Raw genomic sequence first — 21311 nt, forward strand, 5'->3', positions numbered from 1 at the left:
CACATAGGCCTCCGGAATATTGAACCAACTCCTTAGTGGACTTTGTTTCTTTGTGTTACTATTTCTTAAAAACACAAAGGCACAAAGGGAACATAGAACTCCGGAATAATGAACCAACTCCTTTGTGAGCTTTGATTCGTTGTGTTTCTATTTCTTAAAAACACAAAGGCACAAAGGACACATAGACCGTCTGAACTCTGAATCTATTCCTTTGTGGGCTTTGATTCGTTGTGTTTCTATTTCTTAAAAACACAAAGGCACAAAGGGAACATATGACCGTATGAACTCTGAACCGACTCTTTTGTGAGCTTTGATTCTTTGTGTTTCTATTCCTTAAAAACACAAAGGCACAAAGGGAACATAGACCGTATGAACTCTGAACCGACTCTTTTGTGAGCTTTGATTCTTTGTGTTTCTATTCCTTAAAAACACAAAGGCACAAAGGACACATAGACCTCCGGAATACTGAACCGATTCCTTGGTGGGCTTTGATTCGTTGTGTTTGCATTTTTTAAAACACAAAGACACAAAGGGCACATAGACCGTCTGAACTCTGAATCAACTCCTTTGTTAGCTTTGATTCTTTGTGTTTATATTCCTGAAAACACAAAGGCACAAAGGGCACATAGACCGTCTGAACTCTGAATCTATTCCTTTGTGAGCTTTGATTCTTTGTGTTTCTATTCCTTAAAAAAAGCCACAAAGGGAACAAAGCTTGTGATTCAATTAGGTCGGGTAAAGACCAAGTTAATATTCCAATGTTCCCAAAGCGAAATTCATCAAGACTTCCTGAAAATAAAGGGTATATACAGCTTGAGCCAGATCAGCCTGTGCTCTAACCATGGTTTGATTTGCCGTGGAAACATCTACGAAGCTGGATAAGCCCAGCCTAAACCGCTCATTGACTGCTTTAAAGGCCTCTTCTGCCGCCAATACCTGAACTTGCGCGTTTTTCTCTTTTCGCATTGCCGCCAGGTAGTTTTGATAAGAAAGCCGGACATCCTGGTACACTCTTCGGTCCAAAGCTTCCTTTTGAAGCAATTGGTTTTGGTAAGCCACTTTACTTCTGCTTACATCAAGGCGGGTTTGGAAATTGGTGAAAATAGGAATGGTTAAGCCTACGCCGAGGGTGTTTTGAGGATAGATTTTCAAAAACTGCTCCTGCAGACTTCTTTCATCCAGGGAGGTAAAGAAAGTATTGTAGTTGTAAAAAGCGCTGAGTCTGGGAAAGTACATTGCCTTCATGGCCTGCATATCCTTTTTGAATGAGGTAGCAAGTAAGGTTTGCTGACTCAAATCCTGACGGTTGGATTTAGCCAAATCATAAAGTTGGGCCAATTCCATCCCTTCGAATGAGCTGCTTTCGCGAATAGGCTCTACCGCTTCAATCTCAGGCACCACGCCCGGTTCGAGTTGAAGGTATTCAGTCAAGAGCCAGAGGTCATTTTCCAACTGAATCTCAGCATCCACTTTGACCGACTCCAATCGCGCCACTTCAGATTGCTGATTATACAAATCAGAAATAGTCCGAAGTCCAGCATCCACAAATCCTTCAATTTGGATCAGCTGCTTTTTCTGATTTTCAAGATTTTGTTCAGAAATCCTCAACAATTCCTGATCTAAAAGCACTTGAAGATATCTCCTGGATACATCGAAAATCACCTGTTGTTTTGCTCTATTGAGGCCTTTCTCGCCGGCTTCGAGTGCAAGGTTTGCAGATTGGGTATCAAGGATTCTCCGTCCTGCATTGAACACAGGAAGATTTACATTCAGGTTGCCACTGAGGATCTCATTGGTCACATTGGTCACAACGATTTCCCCTTCGATCTGCTGAAACTGCTGACCGCTTTGTCGGGCAAAATTGGAGGAGATTCCGACCGAAGGAAAATGTGAAAGCATAGCCACTTGCTTCTCTTTTTGCAGGATGGCCATATTATTTTCCTGAATTCTATACTCCAGGTTTTTACTCAGTGCAAGATCCACGGCCATGTCAAAACTCAAGGGAATGGTGTCTTGAGCCTGAACTTTCCCCAAAAAGAGAAGGGATCCCAATACTGCGAAAAGGGCGACCTTATTTTGAAATAACTTCATCAGTTTCTATTCTTCCGTCTACTAAATTGATTAATCGGGTACCAAAATCGGCATTTTCACGGGCATGGGTAGCCTGAATGATGGTGGTCCCTTCTTTGTGCAATTCCTGAAATATCTCCATAATCTCTCGTGCCTGAGCCGAATGCAAATTACCCGTTGGTTCATCCGCCAAAAGCACACGTGGCCGGCCGGCAATAGCTCTGGCAATTCCTACCAGCTGCTGCTGCCCACCGGATAGCTGAGCCGGAAAGAGATCCTTTTTCGCCACCATGTTGAATCGGTCCAGCAAGTTGGCAATGATTGATTTCCTTTCGTTAGATGACACGTTACGATACAGCAAAGGTGTCTCGATATTTTCGTACACTGTGAGTTCGTCGATCAGGTGATAGGCTTGAAAGATATATCCAAATTCACTTTTATGCAGGTTGGAGCGCTCCTTTTCCCGCATGGATTTGATGCTACGATCCCCGAAAAAATACTCTCCGGCATAGTCTTCATCCAGCAGCCCCAAGATGTTGAGTAAAGTGGATTTGCCTGCGCCCGAAGGTCCCATCAAGGTGATGAATTCGCCTTCGTTGATAGTCAGGTTGATTCCTTTGAGGATGAATACCCGTTGAAACCGGGATTCAATGTATTTATCAATTTCTTTAAGTTGGATCATTTTTGAAGGGTAAAGGTTAGCTAGTTAAAGGTTAAGCGTTCAGGATTGAAATCATCGGAGCTCAGTCAGTGGACTCCAGGTATCTGGCCATTAATCAGTTTTAAGGGTTTTGGCGGGATTGAGAGTGTAGACCTTCCAGCTTCTGTAGGCAATCGTCAAAATCGCCAAAAGGAAGACCAGTGAAATGGAAATTAAGAAAGGCCAAACTGTGATGCTGGTTTTGTATGTAAAATCCTGCAGCCAGGTGATGGAAAACCAAATTCCGAAAGCAATGGCCAAGACAGCTGACACACTCAATAATTTCAGAAAATCGGAAGCTAACACCTGAATAACATTTTGCTGCGTTGCGCCCAAAACTTTCCGGATGCTGATCTCTCGGGTTCTTCTAAGTGCGACATAGCTCACCAGTCCAAATAATCCCATGCAGGCGATGAAGATGGCAATTCCGGAAAAGAGTCCGAATATCACCCCAGCCTGCTGTTCTGACTGATACATCCGAGCATAAGCTTGGTCCACAAATACAGGGTTGAAGGGTCTTTCCGGTACCAATTTTTTCCAGACTCCTTCTAAAGTTGCGAGGTGGTCGGATGGATTTCCAGCCGGCAATTTGACCAACAAGACATTGGTTTCGTCAGGATCATTGAAAATGACCATAGGAGACACTTGATGGTGAAGGGAATTAAAGTAAAAATCCTTCACCACACCTTTCACCTCCGAATTGGAACTGAAGCCTAGATTGATCGTTTTGCCGATAGCTTCCTCAGCTGTCCAGCCCATTTCATTCACTGCGGTTTCATTGAGTAGTACCGGAAATCGCTCCGTCCCGTCTTCCAAGTCACTCCGCTTGATATCTGTCAGGGAAAAATTATTACCTGCCATCAATTCAAGATTGATCGTCTTCAAAATATCCGGATCCACTGCATAGCCGGTGATCATGAATTCCCGCTGATTATCTCCACCGGGAAAAACCTTATACCCGGCTTTGACATGAATCGGCATATCTGAAGCTCTGGAGATGGAGGTGGCTGCTCCGGTGCGCAGCATTTCATTTTTAATCGTCTCTACTCCATCCCGCATAGAGTAATGGTAACTGAGCGAGACGAGATGCTCTTTTTCATAGCCTAGGTTGACCTCTTGCATGTAGGTCAACTGGCTTTTCACGACAAAGGTGGCGATCAATAAACCAATGGATACAAAGAACTGGAAAACCACCAGCGATTTTCTGACCCATGCTCCTCCTCCTATTTTGGTTTTGTTAGCCAAGGCTTTGATTGGCTCCATTCCTGACAGAATCAGTGAAGGGTATAATCCCGCCAAAACTCCCATGGTGAGAATAAATACTGTGATCATGGTGAGACCTATGGGCGAAATGATCAATTCCAATCTGAGGGGAACGCCACTGATGGATGAAAAACGTGGTGCAATCAGGTAAAGGACCAAAACACTCAAGGCCGTGGAAGCAAAGGTCAACAGCATAGACTCCGAAACAAACTGCCCAAAGAGCTGCCCTCTCCCCGCTCCCATTGCTTTTCTCAGACCCACTTCTTTGTTTCTTTCAGTGGCTTCTGCTGTGGCAAGATTTACATAATTGATGATGCCGATAGCGATCAATAGCAAAGCGACAACTCCGAAAATATACAGGTAGCGAATGTCTGTACCGGGTTTGATCGCGCCTAAGGTCTGATCCCCCAAATGAATTTGTGTGACAGGTTGCAGGAAAAAATCGGTCTGATAGCCATATTCTGCCAGTTCTTTACCAAGATATTTATCGACAAGCTGCCCCAGTTTTCCTTCAAAAACAGTAGGATCCGCTTCCGGCTTCAGCTTGACATAAGTGTAGTAGTTACTTGGGGACCATTCGGGATTTTTACCATGACGATGGGTCTTGAAGGAGGCTAAAAAATCGAAGTTGATATGGCTATTGGATGGAAAATCTTCCATTACGCCTGTGATTTGATAGTCTTTCCCGTCGATTTTTATGGCTTTGTTTACAGCAGCTATGGCATTCCCAAAGTACCGTTCCGCAGTACTTTTGGTCAACACCATTTGATTGGGTTCGGCCAAAACCTGATTTGCATTTCCGGAAATGAGCTCGAAATCAAAAACATTAAAGAAGTTTTCGTCCACATAGGCGAAGGCTTTTTCTTCCTGATTGCCATCCCCTGCATCCACCATTACGGTAGAAAAAATACTGATATCAAAAATCAGGGTGCCTGTTTCTACTTCAGGCACTTCATCGATCAAGGTAGGAATTAAACTCGAGGGAGTGGAAGAGACAAGTTGTGCCTGTCCATCTGATCTGAACTCTTGATTCAATCTGTAGATCCGGTCGTAATCGGCATACATCTTATCATAGCTCCATTCGTGATGGATGTAGAGACTAATTGCCAAAAAACTCACCACAGCGATGGTCAAACCAAGCAAGTTGATACCTGTGTAAAGCTTCCGCTTTTGGAGGTTTCTAAAAGAAACTTTAAGGTAATTTTTCCACATAACTTTTCGATTGGAAAATTTTAAAATTGAAATATTGGAAAATTGAAAGATTGCAAGATTAACCTAATCCAATTATCCATTCAGCGTTTATTGATATTCTCAAAAATAGGTGTGACCTAAATTTCTGAATACTGTAAACTGAGACTGAGTACTGCCATTACCTTTTCCACTATTATGCCACAAAAAAAGCCTCTGAAATAGCTCCAGAGGCATTTTTTGAATTTTGATGGAATGGTTTTCTCGAACATTTTTGTTCGCTGGCGAACAAATCTATGATCAATGATCGATCTTCAATTTTCGAGTGTCAGTACTTGGTATTTCGTAAACCAATCAAAACTTTCGATACTTTCCATCCAAAAACTCATTGGCTTCTTTTTCGGCAAATTTTGCCTTCTTGGAGTCCCAGTGCAGCATTTGATTCGGGAACCGTCCCGCAATCACCCCGAGAAGTATCGTCTCTGTGAGTCGAGCAGAATACTCAAATGGTGCGCTGCATTCGTCTTTACCTAGGCAAGCATCAACAAACTGATGGTAGTGTTTTTTGCTTTCCCCATCATAGTCTTTTACCGGCGCACCGAGGTTGAATGGAGTCACATCAAACTCCTCGTATTTTCCATCCACTATGAGACGGGGCAATTGCTGAAAGTGTGGAAGAAGCAGTCTTCCTTTTTCCCCCATAAACATGGCACCTTGATCCGGAAGCTTGTCTCCATTCGGAAGCTTGAGATCTTCATGGTCAGATGGGGCCCCTGGACCATCGTACCAGACCCATTTCAATTTCTCGGTGGTCTGTTTGGTACCAGGAAACTCATACGTGACAATATTATTCTCAGGAAACCCGAATCCTGTAGGCTGTCGACATTCATTGATGATGGTTTCCGGTACGTCTAGTTCCAGTGCATTGTATGGAGTATCAAAAATATGCACTCCCATATCGCCCAGAGTACCGCAGCCAAAATCCATGATTTTCCGCCAATTGCCCGGATGATAAGCGCCTTCCTTGTACGCTCTGTCAGGGGCCGTACCGAGCCAGAGATTCCAATCGAGATTGGCTGGAACGGGATCGCTGCCTGTAGGCTCAGGGCCATCATACCCCCAGTTTTTAGGAGACCAAGCGCGGACGGTATTTACTTTTCCGATGATTCCAGATTGGATCAGGAGTGTGGCAAGTTTGTAATCATAAAAAGAATGAACCTGAATGCCCATTTGGGTAACCAGATTTTTCTTGGCTGCCAGTTGCCTCATTTCCCGTGCTTCTGTCACATGATGTGTGAGAGGCTTTTGGCAATAAACCGGCTTATTCTTCTTCATCGCCATCAGAGACGCAGGAGCATGTGTGTGGTCCGGAGTGGACACGATCACCGCATCGATCTCATCTTCCATTTCTTTCAGCAGCACCCGATAATCCGTGTAGGTTTTGGCATTGGGATGGAGGGCTTTTGCACCTGCCAGAGCTGTGCTATCCACATCGCAGAGGGCCACTACATCCACCAGGCTGTGAGAAGAAATCGCATCCAAATCTGCCATCCCCATTCCCCCAAGGCCAATATGGGCAGTTCTTAAGCGGCCATTTGCAGCAGCCTTTGCCAAAATGGACGGTGCCAGAGCTAGACCCAAAGCTCCGAGACCAGTTTTTTTGATGAAATCTCTCCGGTCGATAAACTGAATTTTCTTATGCATTGCGTTGATGATTATTTAGTGGTTGGTGTCAATTCTTTGATTCGAATATTTCTAAAATGGACGACATCTCCATGTCCAAGAAAGCCGATATGTCCTCGGCTTCTAGCTAGACCGGGATGTTCTTTTTTATCCAAAGTTCCGTTTTTACTTGCTTCTAAGTAATCTCCCTCCAAGATGGTTTCTCCGTTGAGGATCACCTTGATTTTAGGATGCTGGACAATGACCTCCTGCTGATTCCATTCCCCCACAGGCTTTAGAAATCCTCTTTTCGCAGCCATGACTCCATAGACTGAACCATGGTATTGGTAGACTTGAAGCCCTGCGTATTTTTCGGCCTCGTTATCCAGAATCTGCAGTTCTTTACCCACATATGCTGCATCTCCATCCAATGGGGCGTGAAATCCGAGCCCATTGTTGGCTCCCGGAGTGAGTTGGAATTCAAATCTGAGCACAAAATCTCCGTATTCTTTTGCTGTAAAAAGGTTTCCGCCTCCCCCACCTTTGGGTTCGATGACGATGATCCCATCCTTGGCGAGATAGGAGGATTTGTTTCCTACCCAGCCATCAAGATTCTTTCCGTTGAAAAGCGGAGTGAATCCTTGCTCAGTCTCCTGCGAAAAGGAGTAAAAACAAGGTGCAAAAACAACAAAAAGGAAAATTAGCTTTGGCCAAAACCGGAATTGCATTTTCAATTGGGTTTAGAAATGTGAGTAATACAAATCTATTGGACAAATTGACTTTTCACCGGTTTTTGTTTTGAAATACTTGTGCTTTATAGGATTGGTAATTTGTTGAATTGATTACCCCATGAATCGTAGCCTAGTGATGGTCCAAAGACTCTAGTTTCTGCCCAAGAGTTTCGGTTTAATTTGGCAAGGAAGTGAAACCAACTCCCGAATTCCAATGAAACGAGGAATTGAATTTAACCTGGAGTTGCCCGGAAAGGCTTTTTCATCCACTTCCTTTCAGCTTTCTCACTTTTGCTTGCCGTCTTCGAAACCTACTCATCTTTCAGCACTTTGGCTGGGTTGGTTTGGGCAGCAGTATACGAATGAAGTCCTACAATCAGCAAGCAAAGAACCATCACACCCAAACCAGCAACCGCATACAACAGATAAGGCATATCCACCCGATAGGTGAATTCGTTGAGCCAGTCTCTGAGGAAATAATACGCAGGAAAAATAGCCAACAAGAAGGATATGCCTACCAAGAGTACATACTCTTTAGAAATCAATCCTAGAATCTGTGCTACAGAGGCTCCCAATACTTTGCGGATGCTGATCTCCTTGGTTCGCTGCGCTATGGTGAACGAAGAAAGTCCAAATAGCCCCATGCCTGAAATCAGAATGGCCAAAACAGTGGCCGCGCTGAGCACATTTCTGATTCGTGCATCTTCCTCATAGAATTTGGCGATCACCTCATCCAAGAATTGAAACTCGACAGCCTCAAATGGGTAAATTTCTTTGTACTTACTTTCTAAAGCCATTTTGACTGAGGCAAGATTTTGACCTGGCTCCAACTTCACCGAGATCGTCTGGAAGTATTTGGGATTATAGGTGAAAACCAAAGGTTTGATTTCCTCCCGAAGGGTCCTCGAGTGGAAATTTGCCATCACGCCTACGATTGTCCTTTCGGACCCCCCGAATTTTAAACGCTGATTCAGGGCGGATTGCGCGTCCGCATATCCCGCTTCCTTGAGAAAATTTTCATTCACCACAAGTTCTTCTTCCCGGTTGGAGGCGACTTTTCCTGCCAAAAGCGGGATTCCATTTACCCGGATAAATGCAGAATCCACATTCATCACTTGGGTGAAAATCTGCTTTTCGGTCGAATCCACCGGAATCCAGGCGTCTGAAGTCCACAGACTGGTAGAAGAAACCAAGCTCCCACTGAGACTTACTCCCGACACGGTACTTTCCTGTCCTATGATCTGCTGCAATCGATCCATCTTGTCTACTTCAGACATCCAAGGAAGACCTGAGTAAAGCACCGCGTCTTTTTCAAAGCCCAAGGGTTGGCTTGAGACATAGCGTAGCTGAGCTTGTAGTACCAAAACGAGAATGATGAATGCAATGGAAGAAGAGAACTGAATGACTGTCAGATTTTTTCTCAGAAAGACACCCAAGGAAAATCCCGTGCTGCCTCTCTTTTCCCCTTTGATCGCTCGGGAAGGCTGGTAGGATGATAGACTTATGGCTGGGTAAACTCCCGATAAAACCGTCAAAAGCAGCGGAAAAAGCAGGTAAAATCCCAAATTCTGAATCTGAAGGTAATCCAGCGAAAACCCTTCCGGCAGATAGGCAGAAAACAGGTTCCGAATCATCTCTGCAAACGCCAGAGCGACAAGTGTGGAGAAGATAACAAGCAAGTACGTCTCTGACAAGAACTGTGAAACCAGCTCCCATCTTCTTCCTCCCAGTGTTTTACGAATGCCTACCTCCTTGCTTCGGCCAATGGCCATGGCTGTTTCGAGATTGACAAAATTCAACACCGCCAAAATGAGGATAATCAGGCCGATATAGATCAATCCATTCAAAAATACCTTGGAAACGGAAGTGTCGTTGTAGGTTTGCCCAAAGTGGATATCTTCCAGAGGCTCTACCGAAAAGCTGGTCGTAGCATCGGCCTCTTTACTGTAATTTTTGTCAGCGATCACTTTTAGGGATTCTTCCAAATCAGATTTTTGATCTGTCTGCTGCATTTTCACAAAAAGTTGTGAACTCGAGTTCACATTTCCCCAGTGATGAAGCCCCATCCATTCTTTTTGTTCCTCAGTCTGAATGGTGGAAAAAGAGAGGAAATCTTTGAAAATCAGATCCGTATTCGCTGTGTAGTCCTCCACGATTCCTGTGATCTGAGCGGAAAAAGTATCCGCATCGATCCAGTTGACTTCTTTTCCTAATGCATCTATTGCTTTGACTCCCGGAAAATACAGTTCAAGCTGGCTTTGCGTCAGTACTGCCGAGTTGGGTTTTTCGAGGGCCGTTTCAGGATTTCCTGCGAGCCATTTTCTTGGGAAAATTTTGAAAAAACCCGGATCTGCAAAAGTCGCCAGATTGGTTCTCCCCATGACTTTGTTGCCTTCTGGAATAGTCACCAAAGTTTGGTACATGGTGTAGAGTCTTCCTTTGACTTCAATTGAAGAAATTTCCGAGTCGATCACTTCTCCAAGTGGGCCGGGAGTTCCTGAATTAGGATAACTTTCTCCCCCTACATACTCGGTAAGGGTATTGATCCGGAAAATTTGGTCCCTATCTGGATGAAACTTATCAAAACTATGGGCATGCCAGACCACATTGAAGATCAGGAAGCATATCGAAATCCCCAATGAAAGTCCAAGGACATGAATGGCAGTTCGGAGTCTATTTCGGGTCAAATTCCTCCAGGCGATTTTGAAGTAGTTTTTGAGCATGGGGTTTGGGGGTTGGAATGTTGGGAAATTGGGAAGTTTGGAAGTTGTAAGGTTGTCAAGAGCCTTAGCACTTTTTGAGACTTCGTAACTCGTATTTCGTATTTCGTATTTTTCTCATTCACTTTTCAGGCTTTTCACCGGATTAGCAATGGCTGCTTTGATGGATTGAAAGCTCACAGTAAGCAAAGCCAAAAGCAAGGCGAGACCTCCTGCTATTCCTACGATCCACCATTCAAAGTTTATCCGGTAGGCATAGTCTTCCAGCCATTGGTTGACTGCAAACCATGAAACCGGAACAGCCAGGATAATTGCCCAAAAGACCGGTTTAACGAAGTCTTTGGAAAGCAGCATCACCACTTTAGTGACTGATGCTCCCAATACTTTTCGAATTCCTATTTCCTTGACCCGCTGCTCGGTGGCGAATGAGGCCAAACCGAACAAGCCCAAGCAGGAAATCAAAATGGAAAGTATGGTCAGCAAGCCAACGATGTAATTCACCGTGCGGTCGGCTCGATACAATTCCTCAAAATGGGTATTCAGAAAACTATATTCGAATTCTCTTTCCGGAAAATGCTGGTTCCAAACAGTTTCGATAGCCGCAATTGCCTCTTGGGCTTGTGGGCCGTTGATTTTGACAGAAATCTCGGCATAGCCCCAGTTTTCCTCACGGACCATAAATAGCGTTTCGATTTTGTGATGAAGTGAATTGAAATTGAAGTCTCTGACTACTCCGACGATCTGACCCAAAGAATCGGTCCAACCAAAGCCAAATGGCTTTCCGATTAACGATTCCAGGGTTGCATTTTCGCTTTCCGCCGAAAGTAATTCTTTGGCTAAGGATTCATTGATGATAAAACCCTTACCGCTTTCGGCCTTGTTTTCGGGGGTAAAGTTTCTCCCAGCTACCACTTCCATTTGATATAGACTGACAAAGTCAGGATCCACCACTAGATGGGAAGTCGATAGCTCACGGGTATCTTCTTTTCCTTCAAAAATCATGGAGGTCTGGTGAAGGTTATTTCCCAGTCTTTGACCTGAAGCTGATACACTTTGGACCGAAGTATTACTCAGCAATTGCTGTTTGAAAGGTTCATACTTTTCGATCGGCTGATTGCCAAAAGGGATCGTCACAATTTGGTCGTAGGCAAAACCCAAGTCTTTCTCCTGCATATAGCTCAATTGCCTGCTTGCAAAAATGGTGGAGATAATCAAAAATATTGCGGCTGAAAACTGCACCACCACAAGCGTAGTCCTGAATCCTGAATTTTTCCCAATCTTCAGGTCTGCCCCTTTCAATATTCCCGCAGGTCTGAAACCGGATAAGTACAAGGCTGGGTAAAGTCCAGACAAGATCCCTATCAAAACCGCCCCTGAAAAGATATAAATCAAAGTTAATGGTTCCGATAGAATCGGTAACACGAGGGATCGCTGACTGAATTGATTGAGTGAGGGAAGGAAAAATCCGACCAAAACCAAGGCAAAAAACATCGCTATCAAACTGATAAATACCGATTCGCCGATGAACTGAAGATACAGATTGGATTTTGTGGCGCCTGACACTTTTCTCACCCCGATTTCCATGGCACGATTGATGGATTTGGCGGTGGAGAGATTGACAAAATTGAGCGCAGCAATCCCCATGACCAGAATCGCGATGTAAAAAAAGATGCTGGTGTAAGCTTTGTCGAACTTCTGAAAATTGATGTAATCATGCGTAATGTCCGAGGATCCGGAATGAACATCCGATATGGGCTGAAGAAATAATTCGTAGCCATTTGCTTCACTTTCTTCCATGTGGGAAAGAAGATAATCCGGAAACTTCTTCTCTAGCTCTTCAGTATTCACATCCTCTCCCAATTCCAGGTAAGTAGTCAACCAATTGCCTCCCCAGTTTTCAATTGCCTGTGGGCCAACATAGCTATTGAATGAGCTCAGTGCATCAAATTGCAAATGGGAGTTTTTCGGAAAATCTTCCATCACCCCAGTCACGTTGTAGGAAATGGTGTCTTGATCCGTCAGCGTAAGTAGCTCTCCGAGAGCAGGGTTATTTCCGAAGATTTTCGCTGCACTTTCCTGAGTCAAAACTATACTGAAAGGATCCTTGAGTGCAGTTTCCGGGTTTCCTTCAATGAGTTTAAAATCAAAAAGCTGGAAAAAGGAAGAGTCCGCCCAAACGGTTTTTGAAAGAATGGTCTCCTTATTTTCATCTTTAACCTTGAGTTCACCCGCCAGACTAAGTCGAGTAAAATTTTTGATCTCGGGGAATGTTTCCAAAAGCGTTGGCCCCATGGGATACATGGAAAGCGCTACCTTTTGGGGAGCAACCATTCCCTCCCAGTTCTGAACTTCATTTAGCCGGTAGATATTTTTAGAATGAAATCCATCAAAATCCCGCTCAAAATTCACAAAAAGCATAATCAAGATGCAGACCGCCATGCCAATGGACAAACCTGAGATATTCACAAAGGAATAGAGCTTATTTCTAAGTAGGTTCCTCCAGGCGATTTTGAAGTAGTTTTTGAGCATGGGGTTGGATGTTGGGAAGTTGGGAAGTTGGTAAGGTTGAAATGTTAATTGTTAAAGACTCAATGTTGAATGAGGACTTCCAAGGCCCCAAACACTATCCGAGCCCTCGTAAATCGTAAATCGCATTTCGTCATTCGTATTTTCTCTGCAAGGTTACCCAGTGTCAAGAGCCTTAGCACTATCTGAGACCTCGTAAATCGTATTTCGTAAATCATAATTTCTTTTCACACTATTCCTCTTTCAGGCTATTGACCGGATTGGCATTCGCAGCATGATAGGAAATAAAGGAAACCAAAGCTGCGGTAAATACTAGCGTGAGTAGTCCCACTCCCACAAATACCAGCGGATTGATGCCGATTCGATAGGCAAAATTATCAAGCCATGACTGTATGGTGTAGTAGGAAATAGGGATTGCCACCAAAAAGGCTACCCCAACCATAATCAGGTATTCTTTAGTCGCCAATTGGATAATAGACAACACAGACGCGCCCAGGACCTTCCGAATGCCGATTTCCTTCTTTCGAGAGATGGTCATGAATAGTGTAATTCCGATGATTCCCAGTCCGGCAAGGCATACTGCCACCAGATTGAAATAGCTCAGAAGTTCAGAAAGCTGACTTTCCTGAGCATAGAGTTGGCTGAGATTATCACTCATAAACTCCAGTTCCAGCGGAAATTCCTCATCCATTCCCGCATATATCTCAGCGATTGAACGCATCACAGCGGCGGAGTTTTCCGGTTCAAAGGCCACGATACTCCTTCCGTCCATGACCAGCGAATCAGAAATGGAGAGGAAGTACGGACCTACTTTTTCCCGAAGGGAGAATAAATGAATATCCTCAACTATACCTCCGATGGTGAAGGGAATTCCCGCTTCACCGGTTTCTTCATTGACGTATTCGGGTTCGGTGATGACTTGTCGGCCGATAAGCTCTTCTGTGCTGATGCCTTGAAGCGTGGCAAATCGCTCCGCAGCGGTCCGATTGATCAGGGTCATACGACTTCCTTCCAATTTTCCTTGGGTGACCTGAATTCCGTAGGCTTTCAAGGCCTCAAAATCAAAATAAAGTTGATTGGAATCATCAAAAACCTGATCCGAATTCTCCAGCCGATAGGTCCCCTGATTGAAGGTTTCAATTCCTAAGGAACTGCCATTTCCCACTGAGAGTACTCCTGGAATTTGTCTTATTTTTTCCTGAAAATAACCCAGCTTCTCCGGTGAGGTGTAGGCAAAGAGAATTCCGTCTTTCCGATAGCCCAGGTCTTTTTCGGCCACAAATCTGAGTTGGGAGGAAATAAATACCGATACACAACTGATTGCAATCAGGATCACAAACTGACTGATGACCAAATATTTTCTCACCGGAAATTGCTGGAAACTGACCTGCTTGGAATCTTCTTTGAAAAGGCTGACAGTCTTTCGGAGACTGAGATAAATGGAGGGAGCAATACTTGCCGCAAGCCCAAGAAATACTGCCATACCAACTAGCAGCATGAAATTCTTGGGATCCAAGAGCAGGTTATCCGCCAAATCTGTACCCATCAGTGAATTGAATCGGGGCACCAACAACGAAACAAGAATCCCCACCAGCGGAACTGCCATCAACGAAAGGACAATGGCATCCATTAAAAACTGGGAAACAATCATCGAATTTTGCGCTCCCATGGCTTTGCGGACACCTATCATTTTGCTTTCCTTGGATTTGATAGCTAGGGTCAGGTTGGTGTAATTAAACAATGTGATGATCAGGATAAAGGCGGAAAAAAAGCCGATCAAAAGCAAGTAATCGGTATTTCCCGGTGATTTGGACTCGTAAAGCAGGGAAGAGTGAAGGTGAATGTCGCGAATGGGCTGTAAAAAATGTCCTCTGTATAATTCATCCTGCGCCATCCTTGGGTTGATCTTAGCAAATGTCTGATTGATCTGTGACGTGAGCACAGATGCATTGACTTCCGGCTCCGCCAAAATATAGATTCGGCTTCCCCAATAATTGATCTGCTCTGAATTGAGTGCGATTTTGAAGTCAAAATGGGAATTGACTGGTACGTCCCTGATCACTGCAGCCAGTTCATAGTCTTCACTTCCTACCTTAAGGGTCGATCCGATGAGTTGGGAATCGATTTTGAATTCTGGACCGAAAAGTTTGGTGGCGACCGATTCGGTGAGCATGACCTTGCGGACACCACTCCCAAAGTTGTCAAGCGACCCTAAGATTGGCTGCCAGGAGAAGATTTGACTGAAAGACTTTGCTGTATTGGTGGTCAGGATCCCTTCCTGCTGGATTTTTGAGTCACCAGCCTGAATGAATTCGGGATAAGGAGAAGTTATAAACTGAATAGCCCCCTCTACTCCGGGCGTAGAAGCTATGGCTTCGGCATGACGAAGTTGGTCTTCCCCTGTCTCAACCGAAGATGGAAAACCTACCACACTGTAGTCCTGTGAGCGATAGGACCAAGCAACCCGATAGATACGATCCGAATTTTGGTGAAAACGCTCATAGCCCGTTTCAAATAGCAGGTAGGAAATCCCCACATACGCCACAAATAGTCCAATGACCAAACTGAGAAGATTCAAGGCGGTAAACTTCCCATTTCTCAGGTATCCTCGGAATGCGATTTTGAAGTAGTTTTTGAGCATTTGGTTTGGGAGTTTAGGATGTTGGGATGTTGGAAAGTTGAAATGTTAAGAGTTAAGGGTTAAGGATTAATTGTTAAAGGTTACTTGTTGATTTGTTGAATTGTTGAATGAAGAATTCCTAGTACCAATAGCCTTAACCACTAGCAAAAACCTCGTAAATCGTATTTCGTAAATCGTAATTTCTTTGCAAGGTTTCCCAGTGCCAGAAGCCTAAACACTAGTCAAGCCCCCGTAACTCGTATTTCGCCCTTCATATTTTTCCTCATTCACTCCTAATGCTATCGACTGGATTGGCGTAGGCTGTTTTCATTGATTGAAGTGAAACTGTCACATAGGCAAACACAATCGATATGGCAGCTGAAGCCACGAAAAACCCTATTGAAATTGGAATTTTAAAGGCGAACTGATCCAACCAATGCTGCATGAAGTAATAGCCTAAGGGTAATGCAATCACTAATGAGATGGTGACAAGCAGTAGAAATTCTGCGGAAAGCTTGTTGACAATTGTCATGGCTGAGGCACCGAGCACCCGCCTGATTCCGATTTCTTTTTTTCTGGATTCTGAAGTGAAAATGGAAAGACCCAAAAGTCCTAAGCAGGAAATCAGTAAGGTTAATAAGGCAAAAGTCCCCAGTAGCGAACTGGTATTAGCCTGCTGCTCATATTGGATTGCGATAGCTTCATCCAAAAAACTGTAATCAAAAGGCAATCCTTCATTCACCGCTTTCCACTTGGACTGCAAAGCTGCCAAGAGTTCAGAATTAATTCCATTTTCAGCCTTTATCAAGATATTATTTGTCCCGTCAAAGGCTGCATTTTTTACTGGAAGGTAGATCGTTGGTGGAATGGAATACCGAAGATCGCGGGTATGATAATCCTGAACGACCCCTACTATGTTTCCAGTATAGTTAGAAAAAAGCTCCCCATTTTCCTCGGTAAACACCCTCAAATCTGATCCAAGAGCGGAAACCTGATCTTTTTCCAACCAGGACAGCGCTGCTTCATTCACGATCATTGCGACATGATTAAGCTCGGGAAATCTACCTCGCATCAATTGCGATACGCCTCGATCCGAACCCTCTTCATTAAATTCCCTACCTGAAACCATGGGAATGCCGAGACTCTGGAAATAACCTGCATCCACGTATTGCACATTGATGTTTTTTGTTTGTCCTTCTTTGATGCCCGGATAATCTGCCGAGGGATTCCACCCTGAATCTATTCCGGGACGGACACTCGAAAACTTAACTGAACTTACACCCGGAATTTGCGAAAGCTCCTGCTTCAAGACCTCTCCTTTTTCTTTAGCCCGCTCTCCCATTTTCACAGAAATCAACCCTTGAGAATCAAAACCCATGGAAGAATTGGTCATGAACTGATGCTGAAAAAAAGCCACAGAAGCACAAAAAATCAGCCCAGTGGAAAGAACAAATTGAAAGACCACCAAACTTTTTCGAAGCAGGGATTTTCCTCTTCCCAGAGGTGTTTGCTTTAGGATCATTTCGGGCTTGAGGCCAGAAAGATAGAATGCAGGGAAAATCCCGGCCAAAAGAGAGGAGCTAATCCAAATTGCGAACAATAATCCTTGAAGTTGCCTGTCATTTACTAGGTCTACAGGGAAGTTGAATCCTATACTTGCTTGGATTAAGGGCGTCACCAAGTAGACCAATACCAAACCGATACAGATTGCAATCGCATTGATCAGGAAAGACTCGGCTAAAAACTGTGCGATCAACTGCCCTCTCTTGGCACCATTTACTTTTCTGATTCCAATTTCCTTCATCCGTTTGATCGCTCTCGCTGTAGCAAGATTGATGAAATTGATGCAGGCCAGGACCAACACAAAAATTCCTATGGAAAGGAATATCCAAAGCGTTTGTCTGGAAATCGGAGGAGTCCATTCACCAGAGAATTCGGCGTTGGTATGGATGTCCGTGATAGGTTGAAGGAAGTGAATGTAAGACTTCGCTTCTTCAGGATTTCTGTAATTGGGGGTGATTTCTGGGATTTTTTTGCTGATTTCTATTGGGTTTTGCGTTGGATTTACCTTTGCATACGTGTAGGTCTGTGGCCACCAGAAACTTCCAAAATCAGCGGTTACCGGGAATTCATTGAATGACTTAAAGGTGTTCATGCTGGCAATGAAGTCGAAAGCCATGTGCGTATTTTTAGGAAGATCCTTCAATACTCCTTTCACTTCGAAAGCAAAATCACCTGTTGAAATCAAGGTCTTTCCAATCGGATCCACATCCCCAAAATATTTCTGGGCAATTTCTTCCGTAATCACCACCTGGTAGGTGTTTTCCAACACACCCTCCCAAGACCCTTTACTCAGTTCAAACCCAAAAATTTTATCAAAACCCGGATCAGAAAAGATAAAGCGATCCTCACGGAATTGCTCTTCAGGCGAGTTGCCTTCTACCGCATAGAGATACGTACTGATCTGAGTTACACTGACGACTTCCTCAAGCTCATTTCCAAATTCTTTTCGAAGCATAGGCGCTACAGCCCCGCCTGTCCAAGCCCAAGATTCATCTCCTTGGACATTTTGAACCACACGATATACTTGGTCCGATTCAGGATGAAAAGAATCATAGGATTGCTCATGCTTGACAAAAGCCAAAAGGATCAGGCAGCAAGCCAAACCAATCGACAGACCCATGATATTGATCAGTGAAAATGATTTTTGTCGAATCAGATTCCTCCAGGCGATTTTGATGTAGTTTTTGAGCATGGGGTTTAGAGGTTGGGATGTTTAAAGGTTAAGCGTTAAGCGTTAAAGGTTAAAGGTTAAGCGTTAATAGTTAAGCGTTAATAGTTAAGCGTTAAAGGTTAATTGTTGATTTATTGAATTGAGTAATTGTTAAATGACGACTTCCCAATACCAAGAGCCTTAACCACTAGTAAAAACCTCGTAAATCGTATTTCGTAAATCGTAATTTCTCAGTGAGGTTGCCCAGTGCCAGAAGCCTAAACACTAAGCATAACCTCGTAAATCGTAAATCGTAATTTCTCTGCAAGGTTTCCCAGTGTCAAGAGCCCGAACACTAGTCAAAACCTCGTAAATCGTAAATCGTCCTTCGTAAATCGTAATTTCTCAGTGAGGTTGCCCCGTGCCAGAAGCCTAAACACTAGGCATAACCTCGTAACTCGTAAATCGTAATTTCTCTGCAAGGTTTCTCAGTGTCAAGAGCCCGAACACTAGTCAAAACCTCGTAAATCGTAAATCGTCCTTCGTAAATCCCAATCTCTCGCCTCTCCAATCTTGATACTTATGTCATGATACTTACTCCTTCAAAATCACTCACTCGTCCTTCAAGCTATTTACCGGATTGGCTACGGCTGCGCGAATGGCTTTGGAACCAACCGTCAGCAATGTCAAAGCAAGGGATGCGATCATAACTGCCAGAAATAGACCTGCGGATAATTCAGTTTTGTAAGCGAAAGTCTCCAGCCAGTCTTTCATCATGAAATAGGCAAGAGGAATCGCTAGCCCAAAGGCAACCAAAACCATGACGAGAAACTCTCTGGATAGCATAAAGGTAATTTGACCCACAGAGGCACCCAGCACTTTACGAATCCCGATCTCCTTCACTTTCTGTCCAATCATAAAAGACACAAGACCATACAGCCCTATGCAGGAAATCAACAGGGCCAGTCCAGCAAAGATTTTATACACCAAGGCAAGTTTCTGTTCGGATTCATAAAATTCCGCAATGGATTCATCCAAGAAGTTGGCGGTGAAGATCTGCTCGGGATATATCTGCTCGTACTTTGCCTGAATCGCATCCAAAGTAGATTTCCCCGCATTTTGATCGAGTTTTACCGCTACTTGAAAATAGAGCTCTTTATTACTGCTGATCAGCAATTGCTTCATATCTTCTCTGAGGGAATTGACCGTGAAATCCTTCACTACCCCGGTAATGGGAACCCAATTCCCCCCACCCAATCGAATCAATCTGCCGATGGCTTGATCTGGCGAGGGAATCAAAAGCTTCTTGGCCATAGTCTCATTGATGACTGCATTTCGAATGGTATCGCTTTCGGGATATGCTGCTCCTGCTACAAATTCCATTTCATAGAGGTCGAAATAATCTGCATCGGCAAACTTAAGAAAGGCCGGAAAGGGCACTCCCTCGTTCTTTTGGTCAAAGTAAAAATTGGAAGCGGAGTTATTGCCTGAGGAAGGGGCATCGGATGCCATGCTTGCTCCTTTTACTCCGGGGATACGTAGCAATTCCTGTTTGAAGCTTTCGATTCTGCCGCTTTCCCGACTGTCTGGGGGCACTTCCATGTAATAGATCGCTTCCTTGTTGAATCCTAAGTCAGTCTCCTGCACCAAGTTCATCTGACGGACAGCAATCAAGGTACCGATCATCAGGATCTGCGCAATGGCAAACTGTAAGACCACAAGACCTCTTCGAATGGAAACTCCCCCGAGCTCAGCCCGCTGAAATTTATTTTTTAAGGCTTGAATAGGTTTAAAACCTGAGATAATCATGGCAGGATAAAATCCTGAGAAAAAAGTAAGCATGATCACCAATACCAAAATAAAACCAAGGATGATGGGTTCAAAAAAGCTGATCCCTGCAGGAACATCCGCGATTTTGTCCAAAAAAGGAAGCAAAATATTGGCGAAAATCAACGCCAAACCCGTGGAGATCAGTACGGATAAAAAGGTCTCTCCGAGGGATTGAATCACCAACTGAGACCGTGAACTACCCATCACTTTTCTTACCCCGATTTCCTTGCTTTTGCCAATAGCAAGCGAAGTAGTCAGGTTGACGAAGTTGATGGAGGCCATGATCAGAATAAATACCCCCACCAGAATTAAGGTTTTGATCGTAGATTTTCTAACCAAGCGCCCACTGAGCGGTTCCAAGTCTGTACCGAAATGGATCTCACTGAGCGGCTGCAGGAGATGGGAAGTAACAGAATTACCTCTGCCATCGAAATGCTTTTTTGAGAAGCCATCCAACTGGCTTTGAGCCAGGCTAAGGTCCGTATCCGGGTTAGTCAAGACATAGACTTGAAAATTACTGCCCGTGCTACCCCACTCCTTTAGATCGTATCCAAATTCCTCTGGATGGGATCGAAGTGATTCATAGGAGGCCAGCAGATCAAAGCCGAAATTGCTGTTTTCTGGAATGTCGGCGACTACTCCGCCAACTTCTAGAAAGACCCCCTGATTGAGTGAAATACTTTTTCCGAGTGCTTTTTCCCAGTTTCCAAAATACTTCTCAGCCTCCGTCTGCGTCAACAGAACCATATCTGGCTGGTTGAGCACTTTTACGTCACCGCTGAGAACTTCCATGTTAAATAAGTCAGCATATTCTGCTGTGGAGAAAAAGATTTTCTCCGCTTTATACTTGCCTTGACTTTGGTCTACATTTTCATCCTTTACATTGATTTGGACTTCATTGTGCTCAATCACCGGGACTACTTTTTCAAAAGCCAATTTTTCGCTCATCAAAGCATCGGGAAAGGGATTGGCTACACCGGGAGTATATTCCAATCCATCCTCTATTTTGTTTTGGGTGTAAATGCGATAGACCTGATCGTAATTCTTTTGAAATTTGTCGTAGCTGAGTTCATAGTCCACTACCACAAAAAGTAATAAGGCGGCAGTAATCCCGATGGTCAGTCCCAGAATATTGATCAGACCAATCCATTTGCTTCGAGTAAGTCCACGCCAAGCGATTTTGATGTAGTTTTTGAGCATAGGTTTGGAAGTAAGGATGTTGGGAAGTAAGGAAGTTATGGGTTGGTAAGTTGAAATGTTAAGAGTAAAGGGTTCAATGTTGAATGAC

Annotated in this window: 10 protein-coding genes; all 10 read right to left on the bottom strand. The window is 44.1% G+C overall.

What is annotated here, in order from left to right:
- Positions 1-747: 747 nt before the first annotated feature.
- Positions 748-2091: a TolC family protein gene (locus DK188_RS17995; RefSeq protein WP_198673046.1), complete on the bottom strand. Its 1344-nt coding sequence runs from the start codon at positions 2089-2091 to the stop codon at positions 748-750.
- Positions 2072-2752: an ABC transporter ATP-binding protein gene (locus DK188_RS18000; RefSeq protein WP_111672242.1), complete on the bottom strand. Its 681-nt coding sequence runs from the start codon at positions 2750-2752 to the stop codon at positions 2072-2074. Before DK188_RS18000 ends, DK188_RS17995 begins: the two co-directional genes overlap by 20 nt.
- Positions 2753-2842: 90 nt before the next feature.
- The gene (locus DK188_RS18005; protein WP_111672243.1) at positions 2843-5245 is read right to left on the bottom strand and encodes an ABC transporter permease; all 2403 of its coding nucleotides are present in this window, start codon (positions 5243-5245) and stop codon (positions 2843-2845) included.
- A 330-nt stretch (positions 5246-5575) separates the two neighbouring features.
- Positions 5576-6925, bottom strand: coding sequence for a Gfo/Idh/MocA family protein (locus DK188_RS18010; protein WP_111672244.1), 1350 nt, complete (start codon positions 6923-6925; stop codon positions 5576-5578).
- Positions 6926-6936: 11 nt separating this feature from the next.
- On the bottom strand, positions 6937-7611 hold the full coding sequence (locus DK188_RS18015) for a 3-keto-disaccharide hydrolase (RefSeq protein WP_111672245.1): 675 nt from the start codon (positions 7609-7611) through the stop codon (positions 6937-6939).
- A 314-nt stretch (positions 7612-7925) separates the two neighbouring features.
- Positions 7926-10337 carry an ABC transporter permease gene (locus tag DK188_RS18020; protein WP_111672246.1) on the bottom strand — a complete coding sequence of 804 codons (2412 nt, stop codon included), beginning with the start codon at positions 10335-10337 and terminating at the stop codon, positions 7926-7928.
- A gap of 114 nt (positions 10338-10451) precedes the next feature.
- The gene (locus DK188_RS18025; protein WP_111672247.1) at positions 10452-12863 is read right to left on the bottom strand and encodes an ABC transporter permease; all 2412 of its coding nucleotides are present in this window, start codon (positions 12861-12863) and stop codon (positions 10452-10454) included.
- Positions 12864-13092: 229 nt separating this feature from the next.
- Positions 13093-15501 carry an ABC transporter permease gene (locus tag DK188_RS18030; RefSeq protein ID WP_111672248.1) on the bottom strand — a complete coding sequence of 803 codons (2409 nt, stop codon included), beginning with the start codon at positions 15499-15501 and terminating at the stop codon, positions 13093-13095.
- Between the two features lie 262 nt (positions 15502-15763).
- The gene (locus DK188_RS18035) at positions 15764-18235 is read right to left on the bottom strand and encodes an ABC transporter permease (RefSeq protein ID WP_111672249.1); all 2472 of its coding nucleotides are present in this window, start codon (positions 18233-18235) and stop codon (positions 15764-15766) included.
- A 570-nt stretch (positions 18236-18805) separates the two neighbouring features.
- Positions 18806-21223: an ABC transporter permease gene (locus tag DK188_RS18040; protein WP_111672250.1), complete on the bottom strand. Its 2418-nt coding sequence runs from the start codon at positions 21221-21223 to the stop codon at positions 18806-18808.
- Positions 21224-21311 lie beyond the last annotated feature (88 nt).

Source organism: Algoriphagus litoralis (assembly GCF_003259255.1).
Taxonomy (GTDB): Bacteria; Bacteroidota; Bacteroidia; order Cytophagales; family Cyclobacteriaceae; genus Algoriphagus; species Algoriphagus litoralis.